The sequence below is a fragment of the Pseudomonas sp. Ost2 genome (assembly GCF_018326065.1).
GTDB classification, from domain to species: domain Bacteria; phylum Pseudomonadota; class Gammaproteobacteria; order Pseudomonadales; family Pseudomonadaceae; genus Aquipseudomonas; species Aquipseudomonas gingeri.
This window is the reverse complement of record NZ_AP021904.1, coordinates 2280964-2298892: the sequence shown is the minus strand read 5'-3', so window position 1 is coordinate 2298892 and position 17929 is coordinate 2280964. Positions and strand designations below refer to the sequence as shown.

Genomic DNA, 17929 nt, shown 5'->3' with positions numbered 1-17929 from the left:
TGGCTCACAGTTCCACACTGTAAAAGCCCGCGTCCGCCGGGAACAGCCTCAGTGGCGCGGAAAAACAGGCGCTCAGCCAGACGTGACCGCGATCACTCCACCGGCATCTTGCGGAAACCGATGGCCAGGCGATTCCAGCTGTTGATGGTGTTGATGGCCAGGGTCAGGTCGACCATTTCCGTCGGGCTGAACTCGGCACTGAGCAGCGCATAGTCTTCGTCCGAAGCGTGAGTCTCGGAGATCCGGGTCAGGGCTTCGGTCCAGGCCATCGCCGCGCGTTCGCGAGCGCTGAAGAACGGCGTTTCGCGCCAGGCCGAGAGCGTGTACAGGCGCCGTTCGGTTTCCCCGGCCTTGCGGGCGTCGGCGCTGTGCATGTCGAGACAGAAGGCACAGCCGTTGATCTGCGAGGTGCGCATCTTCACCAGTTCCAGCAGGGACTTTTCCAGCGGCAGCTTGTTGACCGCGTTTTCCAGGGCCAGCATGGCTTTCATGGCATCCGGGGAAGCGGTGTAGAAATCGATACGAGGTTGCATGGTGTCGCTCCTGATAACGTTGGGGATGACGCTACGTTAAGCCCACCGGACGCCAGGCCAAATAGCCAATTCCGGCAAAGATCGGGAAGCCAATCGTCCGGGCCCGGACAGCGGATGCCAGCCCGGCCACGGCAGGCTAAACTGCGCCCCACCGCGCACGGCTTTTCTCCTCTCAACGAGCCTTCCCATGGAATTGCATATCAACCTCGAGGGTCGTCGCGACCTGGCCAGGCAGATCACCGAACAACTGCGCACGGCCATCACCCAGGGCCAGTTGGTCGCCGGCACGCAGTTGCCACCCACCCGCCTGCTCGCCGAACAACTGGGGGTTTCGCGCAAGACCGTGGCCGATGCCTATGCCCAGTTGACCTATGACAACCTGCTGGTCGGCCGGGTCGGTGCCGGGACATTCGTCAACTCGCATATCCCCCAGGCCCGCGCCAAGGCCCAGGGCGAGGAACTGGCCGGCGCGGCGGTGATCCAGCAATGGCGCGAGGCGTCGATGCCGATGCATCACCCCATCGGTACCCTACGCTACGACTACCTCGGCGGGGCCACCAGCAAGAACCAGTTTCCCCATGACGAATGGCGCCGCAGCGTGCTGTTCGCCCTGCGCCAGACCGCCCAGGTGCGCGGCCTGTACAGCCAGCCGGAAGGCATCCCGATGCTGCGCGAGGCGATTGCCCGGCATATCGGGTTTTCCCGTGGCGTGCGCTGCAACAGCGATGACCTGCTGGTGACCAACGGCGCCCAGCAGGCCCTCGACCTGGTGGCCCGGGTGCTGGTCGAGCCCGGCTGCACCGTCGCCGTCGAGGACCCCGGCTATCCGCCGGCGCGGCTGCTGTTCGCCGCCCAGGGCGCCAGGGTGGTCGGCATCCCGGTGGATGACCAGGGCATCCGGGTCGAGCTGATTCCCGAGGGCACGCGGCTGATCTACGTGACCCCGGCGCACCAGTTCCCCCTCGGCATGCCCATGAGCCTGGAACGCCGCCTGGCCTTGCTGGAGCGCGCACGGGAGCTGGGAGCGATCATCATCGAGGACGACTACGACTGCGAATTCCGCTACGAAGGACGGCCCACCGACTGCCTGCAGAGCCTCGACCAGCATGGCCTGGTGGCCTATGTCGGGACCTTCTCCAAGACCCTGCTGCCGGAGCTGCGCCTGGGCTACCTGGTGGCCCCGCCCGGCCTGCTCAAGGCGCTGATCTCGGCCAAGCAGTTGACCGACTGGCACACCGCGACCCTGACCCAGTGGGCCCTGGCCAAGTTCATGGTCGACGGCTACCTGCTCAAGCATATCCGCCGCTGCCACCAGGCCTACGCCAGCCGCCGCGAACATCTCATCGAACGGTTGGACGGCGACCTGTCGCCCTGGTTCCAGCGCATCCATTCCACCGCCGGCTTCCACCTGGCGATCCTCGACAAGGGCGAACTGAATATCCCGCTGCTGATCGACCTGGCGAAAAAGGTCGAGGTCGGCCTGTACCCGCTGGCGCCCTTCTACCACACCGCCACCCCACGCACGGGCCTGCTGATGGGCTACGGCTCCATCGAAACCCTGGATATCCAGCCGTCGCTGGACCGGGTGCGCGAGGTGCTTCGCCAACTGCATCCTGAGGGCTGAAAACAGCTAGACGCGCGCTGGCTCGACGAGATCAGGTGCCATGATCTGCTGCATGACCTCGATCAGACGTGCCTTGAATGCATTGAAGCTATGCATATCGATACGATGGGGATCCACTTCTCCAGCACGTATCGCATCGCTGATGTCAGTCGCGGTCGACAAGCCGTTACGCACGCGCTCAAGCTGCCCCTTGAGCGAATCTGGCGAATCATCATTACCCGATGCCTGCTCAAGCGCTGCGCAATGTTGATAGATCGGCTCCCGAAACGCGCAAAGCAACCATGCCTCGGACTTGGGCTTTGGCAGCATGGGAACCCCCTGCAAGGAACCACCTGCTTCAAAACCGGCGATCATGGATTGCCACTTGGCCATCCACTCCCCACGACCAGAAGACTGTGTGCCGTCAGCATCTCGAAACAATACAGGCACCACCACATCGTTCGTCTCTCGGGCCACTGTCATTGCCATGAGTGCAAGGCGCCGGGCGTTTTCATAGTAATAGCCCGTCTCCCTGGGTTTACGCTTTCCAGGTGCACAGAACTGACGTCCATGGTGCTTCGGTTCCACCGTCAATAGTTTGGTCTTATGAACGAATTGCACAAACTGGTAGTCGATCAATGAATAGTTGATCAGACTCTCTATCAGCAAATCCAGAATCCAGCATATTGGGCCGGGGGAAAACTCAACCCCTTCCTCACCATAGGATAGATGACCGATATCGGATGGCCCCTCTCCGCTAACCAGAAGCAACATCCATGTCACCTCGCGCTCAAGCGGCCGATTTCCTGAGGAAGGCGTACAAGGTCTGTGTCGACAAATACCTCTCCCGGCCCCATGACGGTAAGTTTTTCCGCAATGGAGGGAATGGAAAAGAACGGAATCGTTCGTGTTTTTCCATCATTGGTCTTGTAGATAAGTTGAACCCCCTCGCGCGCGACAGCATCTTCCAGGTAGTTGAGAATCATCGGACTGTGGGTCGTGACCATGATCTGGCGATCAATACTGACCAAATAGTCCAACAAAAACTCGATCAGCTCCGGATTGATACCGTTTTCCACTTCATCAAAAAGCATGAACCCGTGACTGGACAAGGTTTCCGCCAGGATTGCCATCAGCCGGAGCATACCGTCATTCATATGCCTCGCTTGAGTACTGAATGCCCCCGTACTATACGACTCCTGTATACCCAATGATTTCCAACCAGAATTTAGAGATTTTAGTTCGATAGACTGAAGTGCCGGATAGTTTTTCTTCAACATAAAAAACAAGCTATCCAATTGGCTCGCCGTCAACTGATGCACAAAGGCGGAAAGTTTCTCGCCGGCAAAACCCAGATCACCATCACTACCGCGTGCTTGTTTTCGCAAATATTGGGGAGACAGAGCATCCAGAGAGGTAATGCTTGAAACGAACTTCTTCAGTTTCAGAATCACCGCTGGCAAGCTAGACTCTTTCAAGGCCGAAAGCACCGAACCCTGATATTCGAAATTTATCGTGGCGCTAATACCATTCGATATTCCGTCCCTTTTCTCATGAGAGCTCAAGCGACCATCATCGACCAGAATAACAGTATCACCGACTGTCCAACATTCTTCGGTGCAGCGCAAAAAGGTCCGATTAAAACTTCCTGTCCATAACGCTCGCTGCCCGTCTATTTCGAAAACAGCTTCAAACTTTATATTACTGTTCTTGCTTAGCTTCGACTTAAGATCGATCGGTTTCCATTCACGCTTCTTCAACCACCCTGAAAAATCACCTTTGATTTGTTGGGATAGAAAATCCAACGCCTGCAAGATAGTTGATTTTCCGGCGCCGTTCAGACCGATCAAACAAGTAAAATTCGCTAGCTGCATTTCAAATCCTACCAACGACTTGAAATTATCGATCTTGAACTCGTAAAGGCGTATACCTTCTGCATTCGGTTGTTTATTTCCGAATCGTTCACTATCGATATCGCGCTTACCCGTCATGACTATTCCTTGAGCTGAAATCGCGGCCAAAGGCGATCAATATAGGGTAGCCCCGCTCACCACTCAAGGCACGAGTCCCTCCTCGAGAAACCTTTCCCCCCGATCACCGGTACCACGGGACAATTGCCAGCTCGCGATGCGCACCGCTAGAATGCGATCAATTCTTAATTACATTCAGGCAGGATGCCGCGTAGCGAGCAGTCGGTCCCATGTCGTCAGCCCATCACCCCTATATTCATACGCTCTACAGCGAGCATCATGGCTGGTTGCAGGGCTGGCTCAACCGCAAGCTGGGCAACTCCTTCGATGCCGCGGACCTGGCCCACGATACTTTCCTGCGTCTGTTGACCCGCCCCGCCGCGCGGTCCCTGGGCAGCGAGCCACGGGCGCTGCTGACGCATATCGCCAAGGGCCTGCTGATCGACCGCTGGCGTCGCCAGGACGTCGAGCGGGCCTATCTGGACACCATCGCCCATCTGCCGCCGCAGGAAGTACCGTCGCCGGAAACCCGCCTGCTGATCCTTGAAACCCTGTGGCGCATCGAGGCACTGCTGCGAGAGATGCCGCGCAAGACCCGCGAGGCGTTCCTGCTGTCGCAGATCGAGGGACTGACCTATGCCCAGATCGCCGAGCGCCTCGGGGTCTCGCTGGTCAGCGTCAAGCGCTACATGCGCGAGGCGTTTATCGCCTGCCTGAGCGCCGCCTGATGTCCACACAGGCCATCAACCCGCATATCCTCGGCGAAGCCGCCGACTGGCTGGTGCAATTGCATTCCGGCACCGCCACCGCGGCGGATCGCCAGGCCATCGAGCAGTGGCGCCAGCGCAGCGCCGAACACGCCCAGGCCTGGCAACGGGCGCAGGCGATCCTCGGCGACTTCCGCAGCGTACCGGCGGGGATCGCCCTGCAGACCCTCAAGCAGGCCGAGCGCCAGCACGGCCTGGGCCGGCGCCAGGCACTCACCCGTCTTGGCCTGTTGCTCCTGGCCGGGCCAATCGGCGTGGCCTGGCAGCATGCCTCGTGGGAACAATGGAGCGCCGACCAGCGCACCGCCGTCGGCGAGCAGAAAACCCTGACGCTGACAGACGGCACCCAGGTCGTGCTCAACACCGACAGTTCGCTGGATATCGCCTTCAGCGGCCATGAGCGCCGGCTGATCCTGCTGACCGGCGAGATCCTGATCAGCACCGCCAGGGACCCCGCCCCGGCTTACCGGCCATTTATCGTCGAGACGCCGCAAGGCACCGCGCGGGCTTTGGGGACTCGCTTCAATGTGCGGATCGATGGCCATCGCAGCGAAGTCGCGGTGCTCGAAGGCGCCGTGGAACTCAAGGCCCAGGCTGGCGGACCGGGTTCGACACTGCAGGTCGGGCAACGCGCGGGCATGCGCCATAGTCGGGTCGAGCCGCCGGAGAGCTTCGATACGACGAGCCTGACCTGGGATCGCGGCATGTTGCTGGCGCGCAACCTGCGCCTGGCGCAGGTGCTGGATGAACTGGGGCGTTATCGCCCGGGGGTTTTGCGTTATCAGGCGGATGTCGCCGAGATGCGGGTGTCGGGGGCGTTCTCCCTGAAGGACACCGACTCGAGCCTGCAACTGTTGCAGAACACGTTGCCGCTGAAGGTCAGCCGGTTGACCCGGTACTGGGTGTCGGTCGAGAGCCGGGTGTGAGCTTCAGGAGTTCTTTGCGGCCCCCGCTGATTTGAAGATGTCTTTTTCAAAACCTGCCCCCTGGGCAAAGACAATGCACAGTCAGCTTTTCCAGATAGAGCCTATTAAAAACCCAAGAAAAATCACACAAACAAAAAGAAATGTAACTCAACAACAAAAGAAAACTCTTACATTAACCTTTATAAAACAAAAAAATTAAGATCAAGCCCTAATCAAACAGCGCACCCGCCTCATAAAAAACAAATCATAAACCACAAAAAATCAGCCACACCCAAGCTCTCCCACAAAAACAGAAAAACAAACTTACAAACTCCAGTTTGTTTTATACACAAAGCACACCTAACTTTCACTAACCCTAAGTAGATCAGGGCCACAACCCAACGCACAACAACAAAGAGAGAAAACTCATGAAATCTGCAATCAAACTTTTCAAAACCGACATCACTGACGTAACCACCAAGGGCGTCTGCAGGTGGTAATGCGTTGATCTATGCAGCGAGTTAAGAAAGAGCAATCGACATGCGAGCGTTGAGCCTGAATCGAGGTACGCGCACGCTCTCAGTGGGCTATTTTTTCTCCAAGTGCGGCGAGTTCGCATTCGAGACGGCCTTCGCTGTTGCCGTCGTCTCGATGGCCGAGGCGGATCTGTTGTTTATCGGTGTGGTTTATTTCTTCCGCTATTTACCGAGCGTAGTATGCTCCCCCATCGGAGGCTGGCTGGCGGATAACTGCGAGAAAAAGCACACTCTGGTGAGAGTGGAGTTGGCGAAAAGTCTTCTGGCGCTGGCCTTCTTTGCCTTGTTTACCCTGTCCACCCCGACACTAGGTGCAGTCATCGGATTGGCGATGCTGATGACCGCGCTAGATTGCTTGTATGTGCCGACGTTCCGTGCCTACTTTCCTGATATCGTCGAGAAGGATCAGCTTTCCTCAGTCAACAGCGGCGTGCAAGTAATCGAGGATATTTCCTCGATTCTCGGCCCTCTGGTTTTCTCGATACTGGCCCTGCTGCTGTCCAGTAATACGACATTTCTGTTCTTCGGCTTCAGTCTTTTGTTGTCCGCCGTCAGCATCACCCTGCTGGAACCCGGAAAGAGAAGCCCAAAAGTCGCTTTTGATGGCCTGATCCTGATACGTGATGCGGCCCGGTGCGTGGGCAAACTCAGGATCGATAACGCGCCACTGTTCGCAGTGATCTGCTGTACAACACTTTGTGCCTTATTCGCGACTTCGGTGATCCGCTTCATTCTTCCAGCCTCGGTACTTGAACACTTCGCTTCCGAAGCAGCGGTTGGCTATGTGTTCTCCCTGTTGGCCGCGGGCACGGTGCTGGGCGGAGTGCTCTACACCTGGTTCAACAAACACACCACCGCACGCCTGGTGCTGCGCTACTGGGTCGTGTATGGCGCACTCTTCGCCACGGCCGCCGTGGCGCTCGAATTCAATAGCTGGTTATTTCTGCTGATTCTGTTCTTTGTCGGGTTCGTTGGCGCCTTTGTCGATATTGCCATCGTCACCAATATCCAGTGTCTGTCAAAAGATCATGAAGTCGGCAAGAACTTCTCGCTGTACTACTTTACAGCCGTTATCGGTGATGCCGCTTCGGGGCTGGTCGCCAGCCTGGTCTACATGCTGGCGGGGCCGGCTACTTTCATCTGGATGACGCTCATGCTGTTTGCCGCACCGTTACGCTGGAATATGAAAGGCAGCCTTGATGATAAGAATCGTGCATAGCATCTCAATCACCTTGGGTGACGAGCTCAGCCACGAAGGATCGCAACAATCACAAGTCTGTGTTCATCGGGGCATTGGTGCATTGCCGGTCTATCTGGAAAACGCAACAGCTGGAACTATCGTGGTAGAGGGCCTCAAAAAATAATTGCTATTAGCTGATACCTTTTCCGCTCTCGTCCGGTGTGTGGATAACCCCTTGCGTTTCCACGCGTCCGACAGGATTGTTCGATGACTTCCAGGCCTTCCTCCCCCCTCACTCCCCGCCTGCCACTCAAGTCCCTGACCCTGGCCGTCGGCCTGAGCCTCGGCGTGACGCTGCCGCCTGCCAGCGCCGCCGAAGTCGCCGCCGAAAACACCCCGCACCGCTACACCATCGGTGCCGGCCCGCTGCATCAGGTGCTGGCGCAGTTCGCCGTTGCCGCCGGCGTGCCCCTGTCCTTCGACCCGGCGTTGCTCGGCAACCGCCAGAGCCCCGGTCTCGACGGCAACTACAGCGTCCAGCAAGGTTTCCAGCAACTGCTGCAGGGCAGCGGCTTCGACCTGGTCAGCAGCGGCGGCAGCGGCTACACCCTCGCGCCCCACGTCGAGGCCAACGGCGCCCTGGAGCTGGGTGCGACCAACATCAACGGTCAGTCCGCCCAGGATGCCGAGGTCTACGCCGGCGGCCAGGTGGCCCGCAGCGCCCGCCTGGGTATGCTCGGCACCCAGTCGGTCAAGGATGTGCCGTTCAGCGTCACCAGTTTTACCGCCCAAACCATCCGCGATCAGCAGGCCCAGACCGTCGGCGATGTGCTGCTCAACGACGCCTCGGTGCGCCAGTCCGCAGGGTTCGGCAACTTCTCCCAGGTGTTCATGATTCGCGGTCTGCCGCTGAACGGCGACGATATTTCCTATAACGGTTTGTATGGCGTGCTGCCGCGGCAGATCATCGCCACCGAGGCCCTGGAGCGGGTCGAGCTGTTCAAGGGCCCGAACGCCTTTGTCAACGGCGTCACCCCCAGCGGCAGTGGGATCGGCGGCGGCGTCAACCTGCAGCCCAAGCGCGCCGAGGACACTCCGACCCGCAGCGTGACCCTCGATGCCGGCGGCTCCGGCCGTACCGGTGGGCATATCGACCTGGGCCAGCGTTTCGGCGAGGACAATCGCTTCGGCGCACGGGTCAACCTGCTGCAACGCGAAGGCGATACCGGTATCGACGACGAAGACCAGCGTTCGACCCTCGCCACCCTCGGCCTGGATTATCGCGGCGAGCGCCTGCGGTTGTCGGCGGACTTCGGTTACCAGAAGCAGGTGATCAACCAGGGCCGGCCGGTGGTCTACCTCGGCGCCGGCCTGAGCAAGGTGCCCCATGCCCCCTCGGCCAGGGACAACTACGCCCAGGACTGGAGCTACTCGCAACTGGAGGACACCTTCGGCATGGCCCGCGCCGAGTATGACTTCAGCGACAACTGGACCGGCTACGTCGCCGGAGGCGCCAAGTACACCCGGGAAAACGGCGTGTACTCTTCGCTGACCCTGACCGACCTGGCCGGCAACGGTCGCGGCGGCATGCTCTATTCGCCCCACGACGAGGAAAACAAGAGCCTGATGGCCGGGCTCAACGGCCATCTGCAGACAGGACCGGTCAGCCATCAACTGAACTTCGGACTGGCCGGCATGTGGGGCGAACAGCGCTCGGCCTACGAAACCATCGCCACCAGCGCGCGCTACTTCAACAATCTCTACGATGTGGTCCCGCGCCCGCGGCCGGTCGCCACCTCGTTCGGCAGCGATATCCACGACCCGCGGATCGTCGGCAAGAACCAGATAAAAAGTACGGCGGTGGCCGATACCCTGGGCTTTCTCGACGACCGCGTGCTGCTGACCCTCGGCGTGCGGCGCCAGTCCATCGTGGTCGATGGCTGGAATACCGTCACCGGCGCGCGCAACGCCAGTTACGAAGAGTCCGTCACCACACCGGTCTACGGGCTGGTGATCAAGCCCTGGGAGCATGTGACGTTCTACGCCAACCGCATCGAAGGCCTGGCCAAGGGCCCGACGCCGCCGACCTCGGCGGTCAACCGCGACGCCACCTTCGCCCCGGTGCGCAGCAAGCAGGTCGAGGCCGGGGTGCGCCTGGACATGGACACCTACGGGGCGAGCCTGGGGGTCTACCGGATCGAGCAGCCGTCGAGCTACACCGGCTCCGACAACGTGTTCCGGGTCGATGGCGAGCAGATCAACAAGGGCGTCGAACTCAACCTCTACGGCGAGCCGCTGGATGGCCTGCGCCTGCTGGGTGGGGCGACGGTGATGAAGACCGAGCTGGATGGCACCCTCAACGGCAGCAATGACGGCAACCGCGCGGTCGGGGTGCCGAGCTTCCAGCTCAACCTGGGCGCCGACTGGGATATACCGGGGATCGAAGGAGCGGTGTTGAGCGCCCGGATGCTGCGGACCGGCGGGCAGTATGTAAACGCCGGCAACACCCTCAGCCTGCCGACCTGGAACCGCTTCGACCTGGGCTCGCGCTACCGTTTCAAGCTGGATGAAAAGGCAATCACCTTGCGCGCCAACCTGGAGAACGTCGCCAATACCGCCTACTGGGCCTCGGCCAACGGCGGCTACCTGACCCAGGGTACGCCGCGCACCCTGAAAGTCTCGGCGACCGTGGACTTCTGATAGCCCGCGTTATCGTTCTTCGCGGGCAAGCCCGGCTCCTGCGGGTGCGGCGTGGAACACTCAATGTGACACGCCAACCCGAGTCGATCACTCAGGTCAGACCCGGCTGCGCAACCACTGCATGAAGCCACTCTTCGGCACCACCTTGGGCACTTCGCGGGTCAGGTTCTGCGCCGCGTGCAGACGGTGATCGAGCAGGCTCTTCATTGCCTCGCTGATGTCGTGGCGGGCATCCAGGCAGGGCTTGAGGTATTCCTTCTCGATGCGGTACAGCATGCAATCGGTCTTGGCCGTGAAGTCCGCCGGCACGCCTTCTTCGGAGAGGATCCCGGCCTCGCCGATCACCTCCCCCGGTCCCATCCGCCCGGCTTCGATCGGCTTGTCGCCGCGCAGCAAGGTAACCGAGACCACCCCCGACTCGATGATGAACAGATGATCGCTGACCTCGCCCCGCGGCAGGATCATGCTGCCGGCGCGGAACAGTTGCGGGGTCATGTTCTGGCTGAAGGTGTCCTTTTCCTCCGAACGCAGGGTCGAGAAAATCACCGAGCTTTCCAGCAAGGCCCGCGAACGGGAAATGGTCGACGGCGACGTGCTCTCCCCCGTCGACAGCAGGCTCACGCCAGACGCCTGCAGATGCCGGAACGCCAGGTCATAGAGCTGGTTGCGCACCTCGCGCTTGAGCCCCATCGACACCACGAAACCGCTGATCTCGTATTCCACGCCCGCCGCACTGGAGCTTTTCAGCGCCACGCTCGGCGCGGGCGCCGCCAACAGCGCCCGACACCCGAGCATCGCCCGCTCCAGGGCCTCGATCACCACGTGCGGCCGGGCGTGGGGACTGACCTGCAGGCTGATGGCCACGCCATGCATGTCGCGGGGCCGGCTGAAGTTGATGATCTTGGCCTTCGCCGCCAGGGAGTTGGGCACCACCGCCATGCTGCCCTGGGAGGTCTGCATGCGCGTGGCGCGCCAGTCGATATCGACCACCTTGCCTTCGATGCCGTCGATGGCGATCCAGTCGTCCACCTGGTAGGGCTTGGTGGTGTTGAGCACGATGCCGGAGAACACGTCGCTGAGGGTGCTCTGCAATGCCAGGCCGACAATGATCGCCAGGGCCCCGGAGGTCGCCAGCACGCCCTTGACCGGCAGGTCGAGCACATAGGCTGCCGCCGCGACAATCGCGATCAGGAAAATGATCGCCCCCAGTACGTCCTGCAACAGCCGCCCGGCATGCCCGACCCGCTGCATCATCACCGTACCGAGCAGCACCGTCAGGGTTCGCGCGCCGAACAGCCACCAGCCGATCTGCAAGCCGGTGGCGGACAGGTGCCGAGGTATATCTTCGGGCCAGGGCGCGGTCTGCAGGGGGTTCATGCCCTCGTTGAACAGCACCAGGCTGTACAACGTAAACACCGACAGGCGCACCACCAGCTTCCAGGTGCTGCTGCGGCTGCCGAGCAGGCGCCAGAGCAACAGGTCGACCACCAGCAGCAGCAACGCACATAACAGGGGGTGTTCGGACAAGAGGGGGTGTTGAGTGAACAGGTCTGGCATCGCACGACTCCGGGAGCAGCTGGACAGCTGCAAGCTTCAAGCGCCAAGAATAGCCCGCTTTCACTTGCAGCTTACAGCTCGCCGTCAGCTGTGCATCGTTCCGAAGCGCCCGCTGTGGAAGTCGGTGAACGCCTGGTGGATTTCCGCCTCGCTGTTCATCACGAACGGACCATGGCCGACGATCGGCTCGTCGATGGGTTCGCCGCTGAGCAACAGCAATACCGCGTCATCGTTGGCCTCCAGGGACAACTGCGTGCCGTCCCGCTCGAACAGCACCAGTTGCCCCGGACGCGCGACGGCCTCGCCATTGACCTGCACCGTACCGTGCAGGAGCACCAGCGCCGTGTTGTGGCCGGCCTGCAGGTCCAGGTTCAACACCTTGCCGGCGTTCAGACGCAGCTCCCAGACATCGATGGGCGTGAAGGTCCGCGCCGGCCCCTTGTGCCCGTCGAACTCACCGGCAATCAGACGCAGGCTGCCGGCATCGTCCTTGAGGGCGATCCGCGGAATATCGCCGTCGAGGATGTTCTGGTAGCCGGCCGGAGCCGATTTGTCGCGTGCCGGCAGATTGACCCAGAGCTGGACCATTTCCAGCTTGCCGCCACGTCGGGCAAAGGCTTCGGAATGGAATTCCTCATGGATGATCCCCGCCGCCGCGGTCATCCACTGCACATCGCCCGGTCCGATCACGCCGCCGGCACCGGTGGAATCACGGTGCTCGACTTCGCCGTCATAGACGATGGTCACGGTTTCGAAACCGCGATGGGGGTGCTGGCCGACCCCGCGGCGCTCGTCGGTCGGGGTGAATTCGGCCGGCCCGGCGTGATCCAGCAACAGGAACGGGCTGATCTGCCGGCCCAGGTTGTCGTAGGAAAACAGCGTGCGCACCGGGAATCCATCGCCGACCCAGTGGCCGCGCGGGCTGCTGTAGATACCAAGAATCTTTTTCATGGATGCCTCCATCAGGTGATGGAGTACAGCTTAGATTCGTTATGTTTTTGGCGGTAGTCGGCAAAAACCGATCTGATCGTTCCACCCATGGAACGACTGGCTTCCGGGTCCGATCCGGCGCATCCGCCCTGGGGCTAATGCTCACGAGTGGCGTGCGGGGGGCTGGATTAATTTATATTTCGACCATAATATAGAAAAATATTATACCCGTAATTTTTCTCTCTCGCTGCTTTTCACCCACGGTCGAGGTGCCCCATGCAAAACCCAACCCGCGATGCCACGCTGGCTCAATGGATAGCCCAGGAACAGGCCATGCGCAGTCGCCTGCAAGCCCCCGGCAGTCTCACCATGGCCCAGGTCAGCGAACTGACGCCGGCGCAGTTCTTCGATGGCATCGGCAATGGCGAGCTGCCCGCGCCTCCTATCGGTGATCTGCTGGACTTCGTGCCCATCGAGTGGTCCGAGGGGCTGTTCGTGTTCCAGGGCACGCCCGACAACCGCCACTACAACCCGCTGGGCATCGTCCATGGCGGGTACGCCGCGACCTTGCTGGACTCGTGCATGGGTTGCTCGGTGCACACCCGCCTGCAGAAAGGCCAGGGCTACACCACCCTGGACCTGCGCATCAGTTATGTACGGGCACTGACCAACCGCAGCGGACCGGTCCGCGCCGAAGGCAAGGTCGTCCACCTCGGGCGCTCCACCGCCCTGGCCGAAGGTCGCATCTACGACGTCGACGGCCGGCTTTATGCGACGGGCACGACCACCTGCATGATCCTCGAACCCCGGGGCTGAGCCTCGCCTGACTCGACACCACGCCTCCCTGCAGGAGCCGGCTTGCCGGCGATCCGGGCGACGCGGAATGACAGGACACCGCGTCGATAGGATCGCCGGCAAGCCGGCTCCTACCAGAGCAGCGTTGTTTTCAGAATCGAATACATGAGAATCAAGCCATGAAGCCCTTCAACACCCACCTGGCACGCCTGACCCCGCTGGCCCTGCTGGTCCTTCTCGGCGGCTGCAACAGCCAGGCCGATACCGGCGTCACCGCCGCCCTGCCCCGGGCCGTCCTGGCGGTCCGGGTGGAACCGGCCAATCAGCAGCAGAATGCCTATACCGGGGTGGTCGCCGCCCGCACCGAAAGCGACCTGGGTTTCCGCGTCGGTGGCAAGGTGATCGAGCGCAAGGTCGATCCCGGCCAGCGCGTGCACAAGGGCGATACCCTGCTGGTGCTGGATATCCAGGACTTCGACCTGGCCCTCAAGGCCGCGAAAAACCGTGTGGTCGCCGCCCAGGCCCAGCTGCGCCAGCGCCGTGATGACGCCAACCGTTACCAGCGCCTGACGACCACCGGGGCGATCTCCCGGCAGATCTTCGACCAGGCCGCGACCAACCTGCGGGTCGCCGAAGCGGAAATGGCCTCGGCCGACTCCGACGCCCGGCAGATCGAAAACCGCCGGACCTACTCGGTGCTCAAGGCCGATGGTGACGGGGTGATCACCGAAGTCCGGGTCGATCGCGGCCAGGTCGTCGCCGAAGGCCAGGTCGTCGCCCGCCTGGCCCAGGACGGTGCCCGCGAAGCGGTGATCAACCTGCCGGAGAACCAGCGTCCACTGGCCGGCAATCCGGCCCAGGCCTTCCCCTTCGGCGCTCCGGACCAGGCCGTCGGTGCCCGCCTGCGCGAGTTGTCCGCGGCGGCCGACCCGAGCACCCGGACCTTCCGGGCGCGCTATGTGCTCGACGGTCAGGCCGAACGCTTCGCCATCGGCTCGACCATCACCGTGCGCCTGTCCGCCGCCGGCCAGGAACAGACCCGCGTGCCCATCGGCGCCCTGCATGATCCCGGCACCGGTACCGGCGTGTGGCTGATCGGCAGCGACAACCGGGTCAGCTTCGCCCCGGTCAAGGTCGCCAGCCTCGGCCAGGAATACGCGCTGCTCGACAGCGGCGTCAGCGCCGGTCAACTGATCGTCGCCCTCGGCGCGCACCTGTTGCATCCCGGCGACCCGATACGGGTCCCGGCCGCCCAGGCCCTGGCCTTGAACCGAACGCCTACCCCTGCCCAGGATCGTTGATATGCGCGGCCTCAATCTGTCCCAACTGGCGGTCAAGCACCGCGCGGTCACGCTGTTCCTGATTCTCGCCATCCTCGCCGCGGGCATCTTCGCCTTCGGCAAGCTGGGGCGTTCGGAAGACCCGCTGTTCACCGTCAAGATCATGACCGTGACCGCCGCCTGGCCCGGCGCCACGGCCCAGGAAATGCAGGAACAGGTGGCCGACCGCCTGGAAAAGCGCCTGCAGGAACTGGACTCCTACGACCGGGTCGAGACCATCGCCCAGCCCGGTTTTGTGTCGATGAAGGTCAGCTTCCTCGACTCCACCCGTCCCGGGGAAATCCAGGACCTGTTCTACCAGACCCGCAAGAAACTCGGCGACGAAGCCTCGAAACTGCCCAAGGGGGTGATCGGGCCGTTCTTCAACGACGAGTATTCCGATGTCTATTTCGCCCTGTATGCCCTCGAAGCCCAGGACCTGCCCCATCGCCAGCAGGTGCAGATGGCCGAGGACCTGCGCCAGGGCCTGCTCAACCTGCCCGGGGTGAAGAAGGTCAACATCCTCGGCGAACAGGCGCAACGGATCTTCGTCGAGTTTTCCTATGAGCGCCTGGCGACCCTGGGCATCAAGCCGGAGCAGATCTTCGCCGCCCTCGCCGCGCAGAACAGCGTCACCCCCTCGGGTTTTGTCGAGACCGCCGGCGCCCGCGCCTATATCCGTGTCGACGGGGCCTTCGACAGCCTGGCGCTGATCGAAAACGTGCCGCTGGTGGCCAATGGCAAGGTGCTGCGGATCGCCGATGTGGCGACCGTGACCCGTGGCTATGAAGACCCGCCCGGCTATCGTATCCGCCATCAGGGCGACCCGTCGCTGATGCTCGGCGTGATCATGGAAAAACACTGGAACGGCCTGGAACTGGACAAGGCCCTGCAGGCCGAGGAAGCGCGAATCCAGGCGGACCTGCCGCTGGGCATGCGTTTCGACAAGGTCGCGGACCAGGCGAAGAACATCCGCCTGGCGGTCAACGAGTTCATGCTGAAGTTCTTTGTCGCCCTCGCCGTGGTGATGGTGATCAGCCTGCTGGCCCTGGGTTTCCGGGTCGGCCTGGTGGTGGCCGCCGCCGTGCCGCTGACCCTGTCCATCGTCTTCGTGATCATGCTGATGACCGGGCGCGAGTTCGACCGCATCACCCTCGGCGCGCTGATCATTTCCCTCGGCCTGCTGGTGGACGATGCGATCATCGCCATTGAAATGATGGTGGTGAAACTCGAGGAAGGCTTCGACCGCATCCATGCCGCGACCTTTGCCTGGAGCTCCACCGCGGCGCCCATGCTCACCGGCACCCTGGTGACCATCATCGGTTTCCTGCCGGTGGGTTTCGCCCGCTCCAGTGCCGGGGAATACGCCGGGAACATCTTCTGGATCGTCGGCTTCGCGTTGATCGCCTCCTGGCTGGTGGCGGTGGTCTTCACCCCGTACCTGGGGGTCAAGCTGCTGCCGGACATCAAACCGGTCCCGGGTGGCCACGAGGCGATCTATGACGGTCGCTGGTATCGGCGTTTCCGCGCCCTGGTGGAACGCTGCATCGCCAACCGCTGGCTGGTCACCGGGCTGGTGGTGGCGGCCTTTGTCCTCTGCGGCCTGGGCATGGGCGTGGTGAAGAAGCAGTTCTTCCCCAACTCCGACCGTTCGGAACTGATCCTCGAGGTCTATATGCCGCCGGGCAGCGCCTTCAAGAGCACCGAGGCGGTAACCGCCCAGGTGGAGAAGGCCTTGCTGGAGGAACCGCAGACTCTGCTGGTGGACAGCTATGTCGGTGGCGGTGCGCCACGCTTCTTCCTGTCGCTGAACCCGGAACTGCCGGACCCGGCCTTCGCCAAGCTGATCGTGCAGACAGCCGATGCCCATGCTCGCGATGCGCTGAAACTGAAAATGCGTGAACGGATCGCCGCCGGCGAATTTCCCTCGGCGCGGGTACGGGTCACGCAGTTGCTGTTCGGTCCGCCGGTGCCCTTCCCCGTGGTCTTCCGGGTGTCCGGGCCGGATGCCGATGTGCTCCGTGGACTGGCCGAGCAGGTGCGCCAGGTGGTCGCGGCCAACAAGCTGACCCGCGACGCCTTCCTCGACTGGGGCGAGCGCACCAGCGGCTATCGCCTGGTCCTGGATCAGGATCGTCTGCGTCTGCTGGGCTTCACTCCGGACCAGGTGAAATCCCAGCTCAATGCCCTGCTCAGCGGCAACCCGATCACCGAAGTACGCGAAGGCACGCGGGTGGTGTCGGTGGTAGCGCGCTCCCGCGGCGACCAACGCGAAGACCTCGGCAACCTCGACAACATGACCCTGACCAACAACGCCGGGGAGTCGGTGCCGCTGTCCCAGGTCGGGCATTTCCAGCCGGTGATGGAGGATCCGATCCTCAAGCGCCGCGACCGTGCCACTACCTTTGAAGTGCGTGCCGACATTGTCGACGGCAGCCAGCCGCCGGATGTCGAGCTGGCGGTCTGGGCCGACCTGCAGCCGCTGCTGGCCAAGCTGCCGGGCGGCTACCGGGTGGTGATCGCCGGGCCCGTGGAAGAAAGCGTCAAGGCCAACGTCGCGCTGGCGGCGCTGTTCCCGATCATGATCCTGCTGACCCTGCTGGTGATCATGTTCCAGGTGCGTTCGTTCGGCGTGATGTTCATGGTCTTCGCCACCGCGCCCCTGGGCCTGATCGGCGCGGTGCCGACCCTGCTGCTGTTCAACCAGCCGTTCGGTTTCAATGCGATCCTCGGGCTGATCGGGATCGGCGGGATCCTGATGCGCAACACGCTGATCTTCACCGACCAGATCCGCCAGAACCAGGAACACGGCATGGCGATCCGCGAGGCGATCATCGAAGCCACGGTACGTCGAGCGCGACCGGTGGTACTGACCGCGCTGGCGGCGGCACTGGCGTTTATCCCACTGACGCTGTCGGTGTTCTGGTCGTCGCTGGCCTATGTGCTGATCGGCGGCGTCCTGGTGGGCACCTTGCTGACGCTGCTGTTCCTGCCGGCGTTGTGCAGCCTGGTACTGGACCGCGTCGCCCGCAAGGCCACGCAGCAAGTCCACGCCTGACGCCCCCCGTGGGTTTGTGACGCGGAGCGTCACGGGATGCGTTCCCACGCCGAGCGTGGGAACGATCGGGGGTGCG

General features: G+C 62.1%; 13 protein-coding genes. 8 read left to right on the top strand and 5 right to left on the bottom strand.

Features of this window, described 5'->3' with window-relative positions; genetic code table 11:
* Positions 1 to 92: 92 nt before the first annotated feature.
* Positions 93 to 533 carry a carboxymuconolactone decarboxylase family protein gene (locus tag KI243_RS10005; protein WP_017125774.1) on the bottom strand — a complete coding sequence of 147 codons (441 nt, stop codon included), beginning with the start codon at positions 531 to 533 and terminating at the stop codon, positions 93 to 95.
* A gap of 187 nt (positions 534 to 720) precedes the next feature.
* Here KI243_RS10005 and KI243_RS10000 point away from each other — a divergent pair, with 187 nt between their 5' ends.
* On the top strand, positions 721 to 2157 hold the full coding sequence (locus tag KI243_RS10000) for a PLP-dependent aminotransferase family protein (RefSeq protein ID WP_212810760.1): 1437 nt from the start codon (positions 721 to 723) through the stop codon (positions 2155 to 2157).
* 6 nt (positions 2158 to 2163) lie between these two features.
* On the opposite strand, the gene KI243_RS09995 is transcribed toward KI243_RS10000, so the two are convergent.
* Together KI243_RS09995 and KI243_RS09990 are read right to left on the bottom strand one after the other, a co-directional pair.
* Positions 2164 to 2910 carry a hypothetical protein gene (locus tag KI243_RS09995; protein ID WP_212810759.1) on the bottom strand — a complete coding sequence of 249 codons (747 nt, stop codon included), beginning with the start codon at positions 2908 to 2910 and terminating at the stop codon, positions 2164 to 2166.
* 5 nt (positions 2911 to 2915) lie between these two features.
* Positions 2916 to 4127, bottom strand: coding sequence for an ATP-binding protein (locus KI243_RS09990; RefSeq protein ID WP_212810758.1), 1212 nt, complete (start codon positions 4125 to 4127; stop codon positions 2916 to 2918).
* A 209-nt stretch (positions 4128 to 4336) separates the two neighbouring features.
* Here KI243_RS09990 and KI243_RS09985 point away from each other — a divergent pair, with 209 nt between their 5' ends.
* The 4 genes from KI243_RS09985 (at position 4337) to KI243_RS09970 (ending at position 10194) form a co-directional block, all read left to right on the top strand.
* Positions 4337 to 4834 (top strand): sigma-70 family RNA polymerase sigma factor, encoded by a 498-nt coding sequence (locus KI243_RS09985; RefSeq protein ID WP_177129711.1) that lies wholly within the window; start codon positions 4337 to 4339, stop codon positions 4832 to 4834.
* Positions 4834 to 5799, top strand: coding sequence for a FecR family protein (locus tag KI243_RS09980; RefSeq protein ID WP_212810757.1), 966 nt, complete (start codon positions 4834 to 4836; stop codon positions 5797 to 5799). The genes KI243_RS09985 and KI243_RS09980 overlap by 1 nt, the downstream gene beginning before the upstream one ends.
* 519 nt (positions 5800 to 6318) lie before the next feature.
* The gene (locus KI243_RS09975) at positions 6319 to 7533 is read left to right on the top strand and encodes an MFS transporter (RefSeq protein ID WP_212810756.1); all 1215 of its coding nucleotides are present in this window, start codon (positions 6319 to 6321) and stop codon (positions 7531 to 7533) included.
* 228 nt (positions 7534 to 7761) lie between these two features.
* Complete coding sequence (locus KI243_RS09970; RefSeq protein WP_212810755.1) at positions 7762 to 10194, top strand: TonB-dependent siderophore receptor; 2433 nt, start codon at positions 7762 to 7764, stop codon at positions 10192 to 10194.
* A gap of 96 nt (positions 10195 to 10290) precedes the next feature.
* Here the strand turns inward: KI243_RS09970 and KI243_RS09965 are convergent, their stop codons facing one another.
* Both KI243_RS09965 and KI243_RS09960 read right to left on the bottom strand, forming a co-directional pair.
* Complete coding sequence (locus KI243_RS09965; protein WP_212810754.1) at positions 10291 to 11751, bottom strand: mechanosensitive ion channel domain-containing protein; 1461 nt, start codon at positions 11749 to 11751, stop codon at positions 10291 to 10293.
* Between the two features lie 84 nt (positions 11752 to 11835).
* On the bottom strand, positions 11836 to 12702 hold the full coding sequence (locus KI243_RS09960) for a pirin family protein (RefSeq protein WP_212810753.1): 867 nt from the start codon (positions 12700 to 12702) through the stop codon (positions 11836 to 11838).
* A gap of 255 nt (positions 12703 to 12957) precedes the next feature.
* Here KI243_RS09960 and KI243_RS09955 point away from each other — a divergent pair, with 255 nt between their 5' ends.
* From KI243_RS09955 to KI243_RS09945, 3 genes are all read left to right on the top strand, one after another.
* On the top strand, positions 12958 to 13497 hold the full coding sequence (locus KI243_RS09955; protein WP_042935192.1) for a PaaI family thioesterase: 540 nt from the start codon (positions 12958 to 12960) through the stop codon (positions 13495 to 13497).
* Between the two features lie 158 nt (positions 13498 to 13655).
* Positions 13656 to 14777 (top strand): efflux RND transporter periplasmic adaptor subunit, encoded by a 1122-nt coding sequence (locus tag KI243_RS09950; RefSeq protein ID WP_103032529.1) that lies wholly within the window; start codon positions 13656 to 13658, stop codon positions 14775 to 14777.
* Between the two features lies 1 nt (position 14778).
* Positions 14779 to 17853 carry an efflux RND transporter permease subunit gene (locus tag KI243_RS09945; protein ID WP_212810752.1) on the top strand — a complete coding sequence of 1025 codons (3075 nt, stop codon included), beginning with the start codon at positions 14779 to 14781 and terminating at the stop codon, positions 17851 to 17853.
* The last annotated feature ends 76 nt before the right edge of the window (positions 17854 to 17929 follow it).

Excerpts from the sequence above, each read along its gene's own strand:
- KI243_RS10000 (WP_212810760.1), top strand. The coding sequence starts at position 721 with ATGGAATTGCATATCAACCTCGAGGGTCGTCGCGACCTGGCCAGGCAG.
- KI243_RS09945 (WP_212810752.1), top strand. The coding sequence starts at position 14,779 with ATGCGCGGCCTCAATCTGTCCCAACTGGCGGTCAAGCACCGCGCGGTC.
- KI243_RS09965 (WP_212810754.1), bottom strand. The coding sequence starts at position 11,751 with ATGCCAGACCTGTTCACTCAACACCCCCTCTTGTCCGAACACCCCCTG.
- KI243_RS09960 (WP_212810753.1), bottom strand. The coding sequence starts at position 12,702 with ATGAAAAAGATTCTTGGTATCTACAGCAGCCCGCGCGGCCACTGGGTC.
- KI243_RS09950 (WP_103032529.1), top strand. The coding sequence starts at position 13,656 with ATGAAGCCCTTCAACACCCACCTGGCACGCCTGACCCCGCTGGCCCTG.
- KI243_RS09990 (WP_212810758.1), bottom strand. The coding sequence starts at position 4,127 with ATGACGGGTAAGCGCGATATCGATAGTGAACGATTCGGAAATAAACAA.
- KI243_RS10005 (WP_017125774.1), bottom strand. The coding sequence starts at position 533 with ATGCAACCTCGTATCGATTTCTACACCGCTTCCCCGGATGCCATGAAA.
- KI243_RS09955 (WP_042935192.1), top strand. The coding sequence starts at position 12,958 with ATGCAAAACCCAACCCGCGATGCCACGCTGGCTCAATGGATAGCCCAG.
- KI243_RS09985 (WP_177129711.1), top strand. The coding sequence starts at position 4,337 with ATGTCGTCAGCCCATCACCCCTATATTCATACGCTCTACAGCGAGCAT.
- KI243_RS09975 (WP_212810756.1), top strand. The coding sequence starts at position 6,319 with ATGCGAGCGTTGAGCCTGAATCGAGGTACGCGCACGCTCTCAGTGGGC.
- KI243_RS09970 (WP_212810755.1), top strand. The coding sequence starts at position 7,762 with ATGACTTCCAGGCCTTCCTCCCCCCTCACTCCCCGCCTGCCACTCAAG.
- KI243_RS09995 (WP_212810759.1), bottom strand. The coding sequence starts at position 2,910 with ATGTTGCTTCTGGTTAGCGGAGAGGGGCCATCCGATATCGGTCATCTA.
- KI243_RS09980 (WP_212810757.1), top strand. The coding sequence starts at position 4,834 with ATGTCCACACAGGCCATCAACCCGCATATCCTCGGCGAAGCCGCCGAC.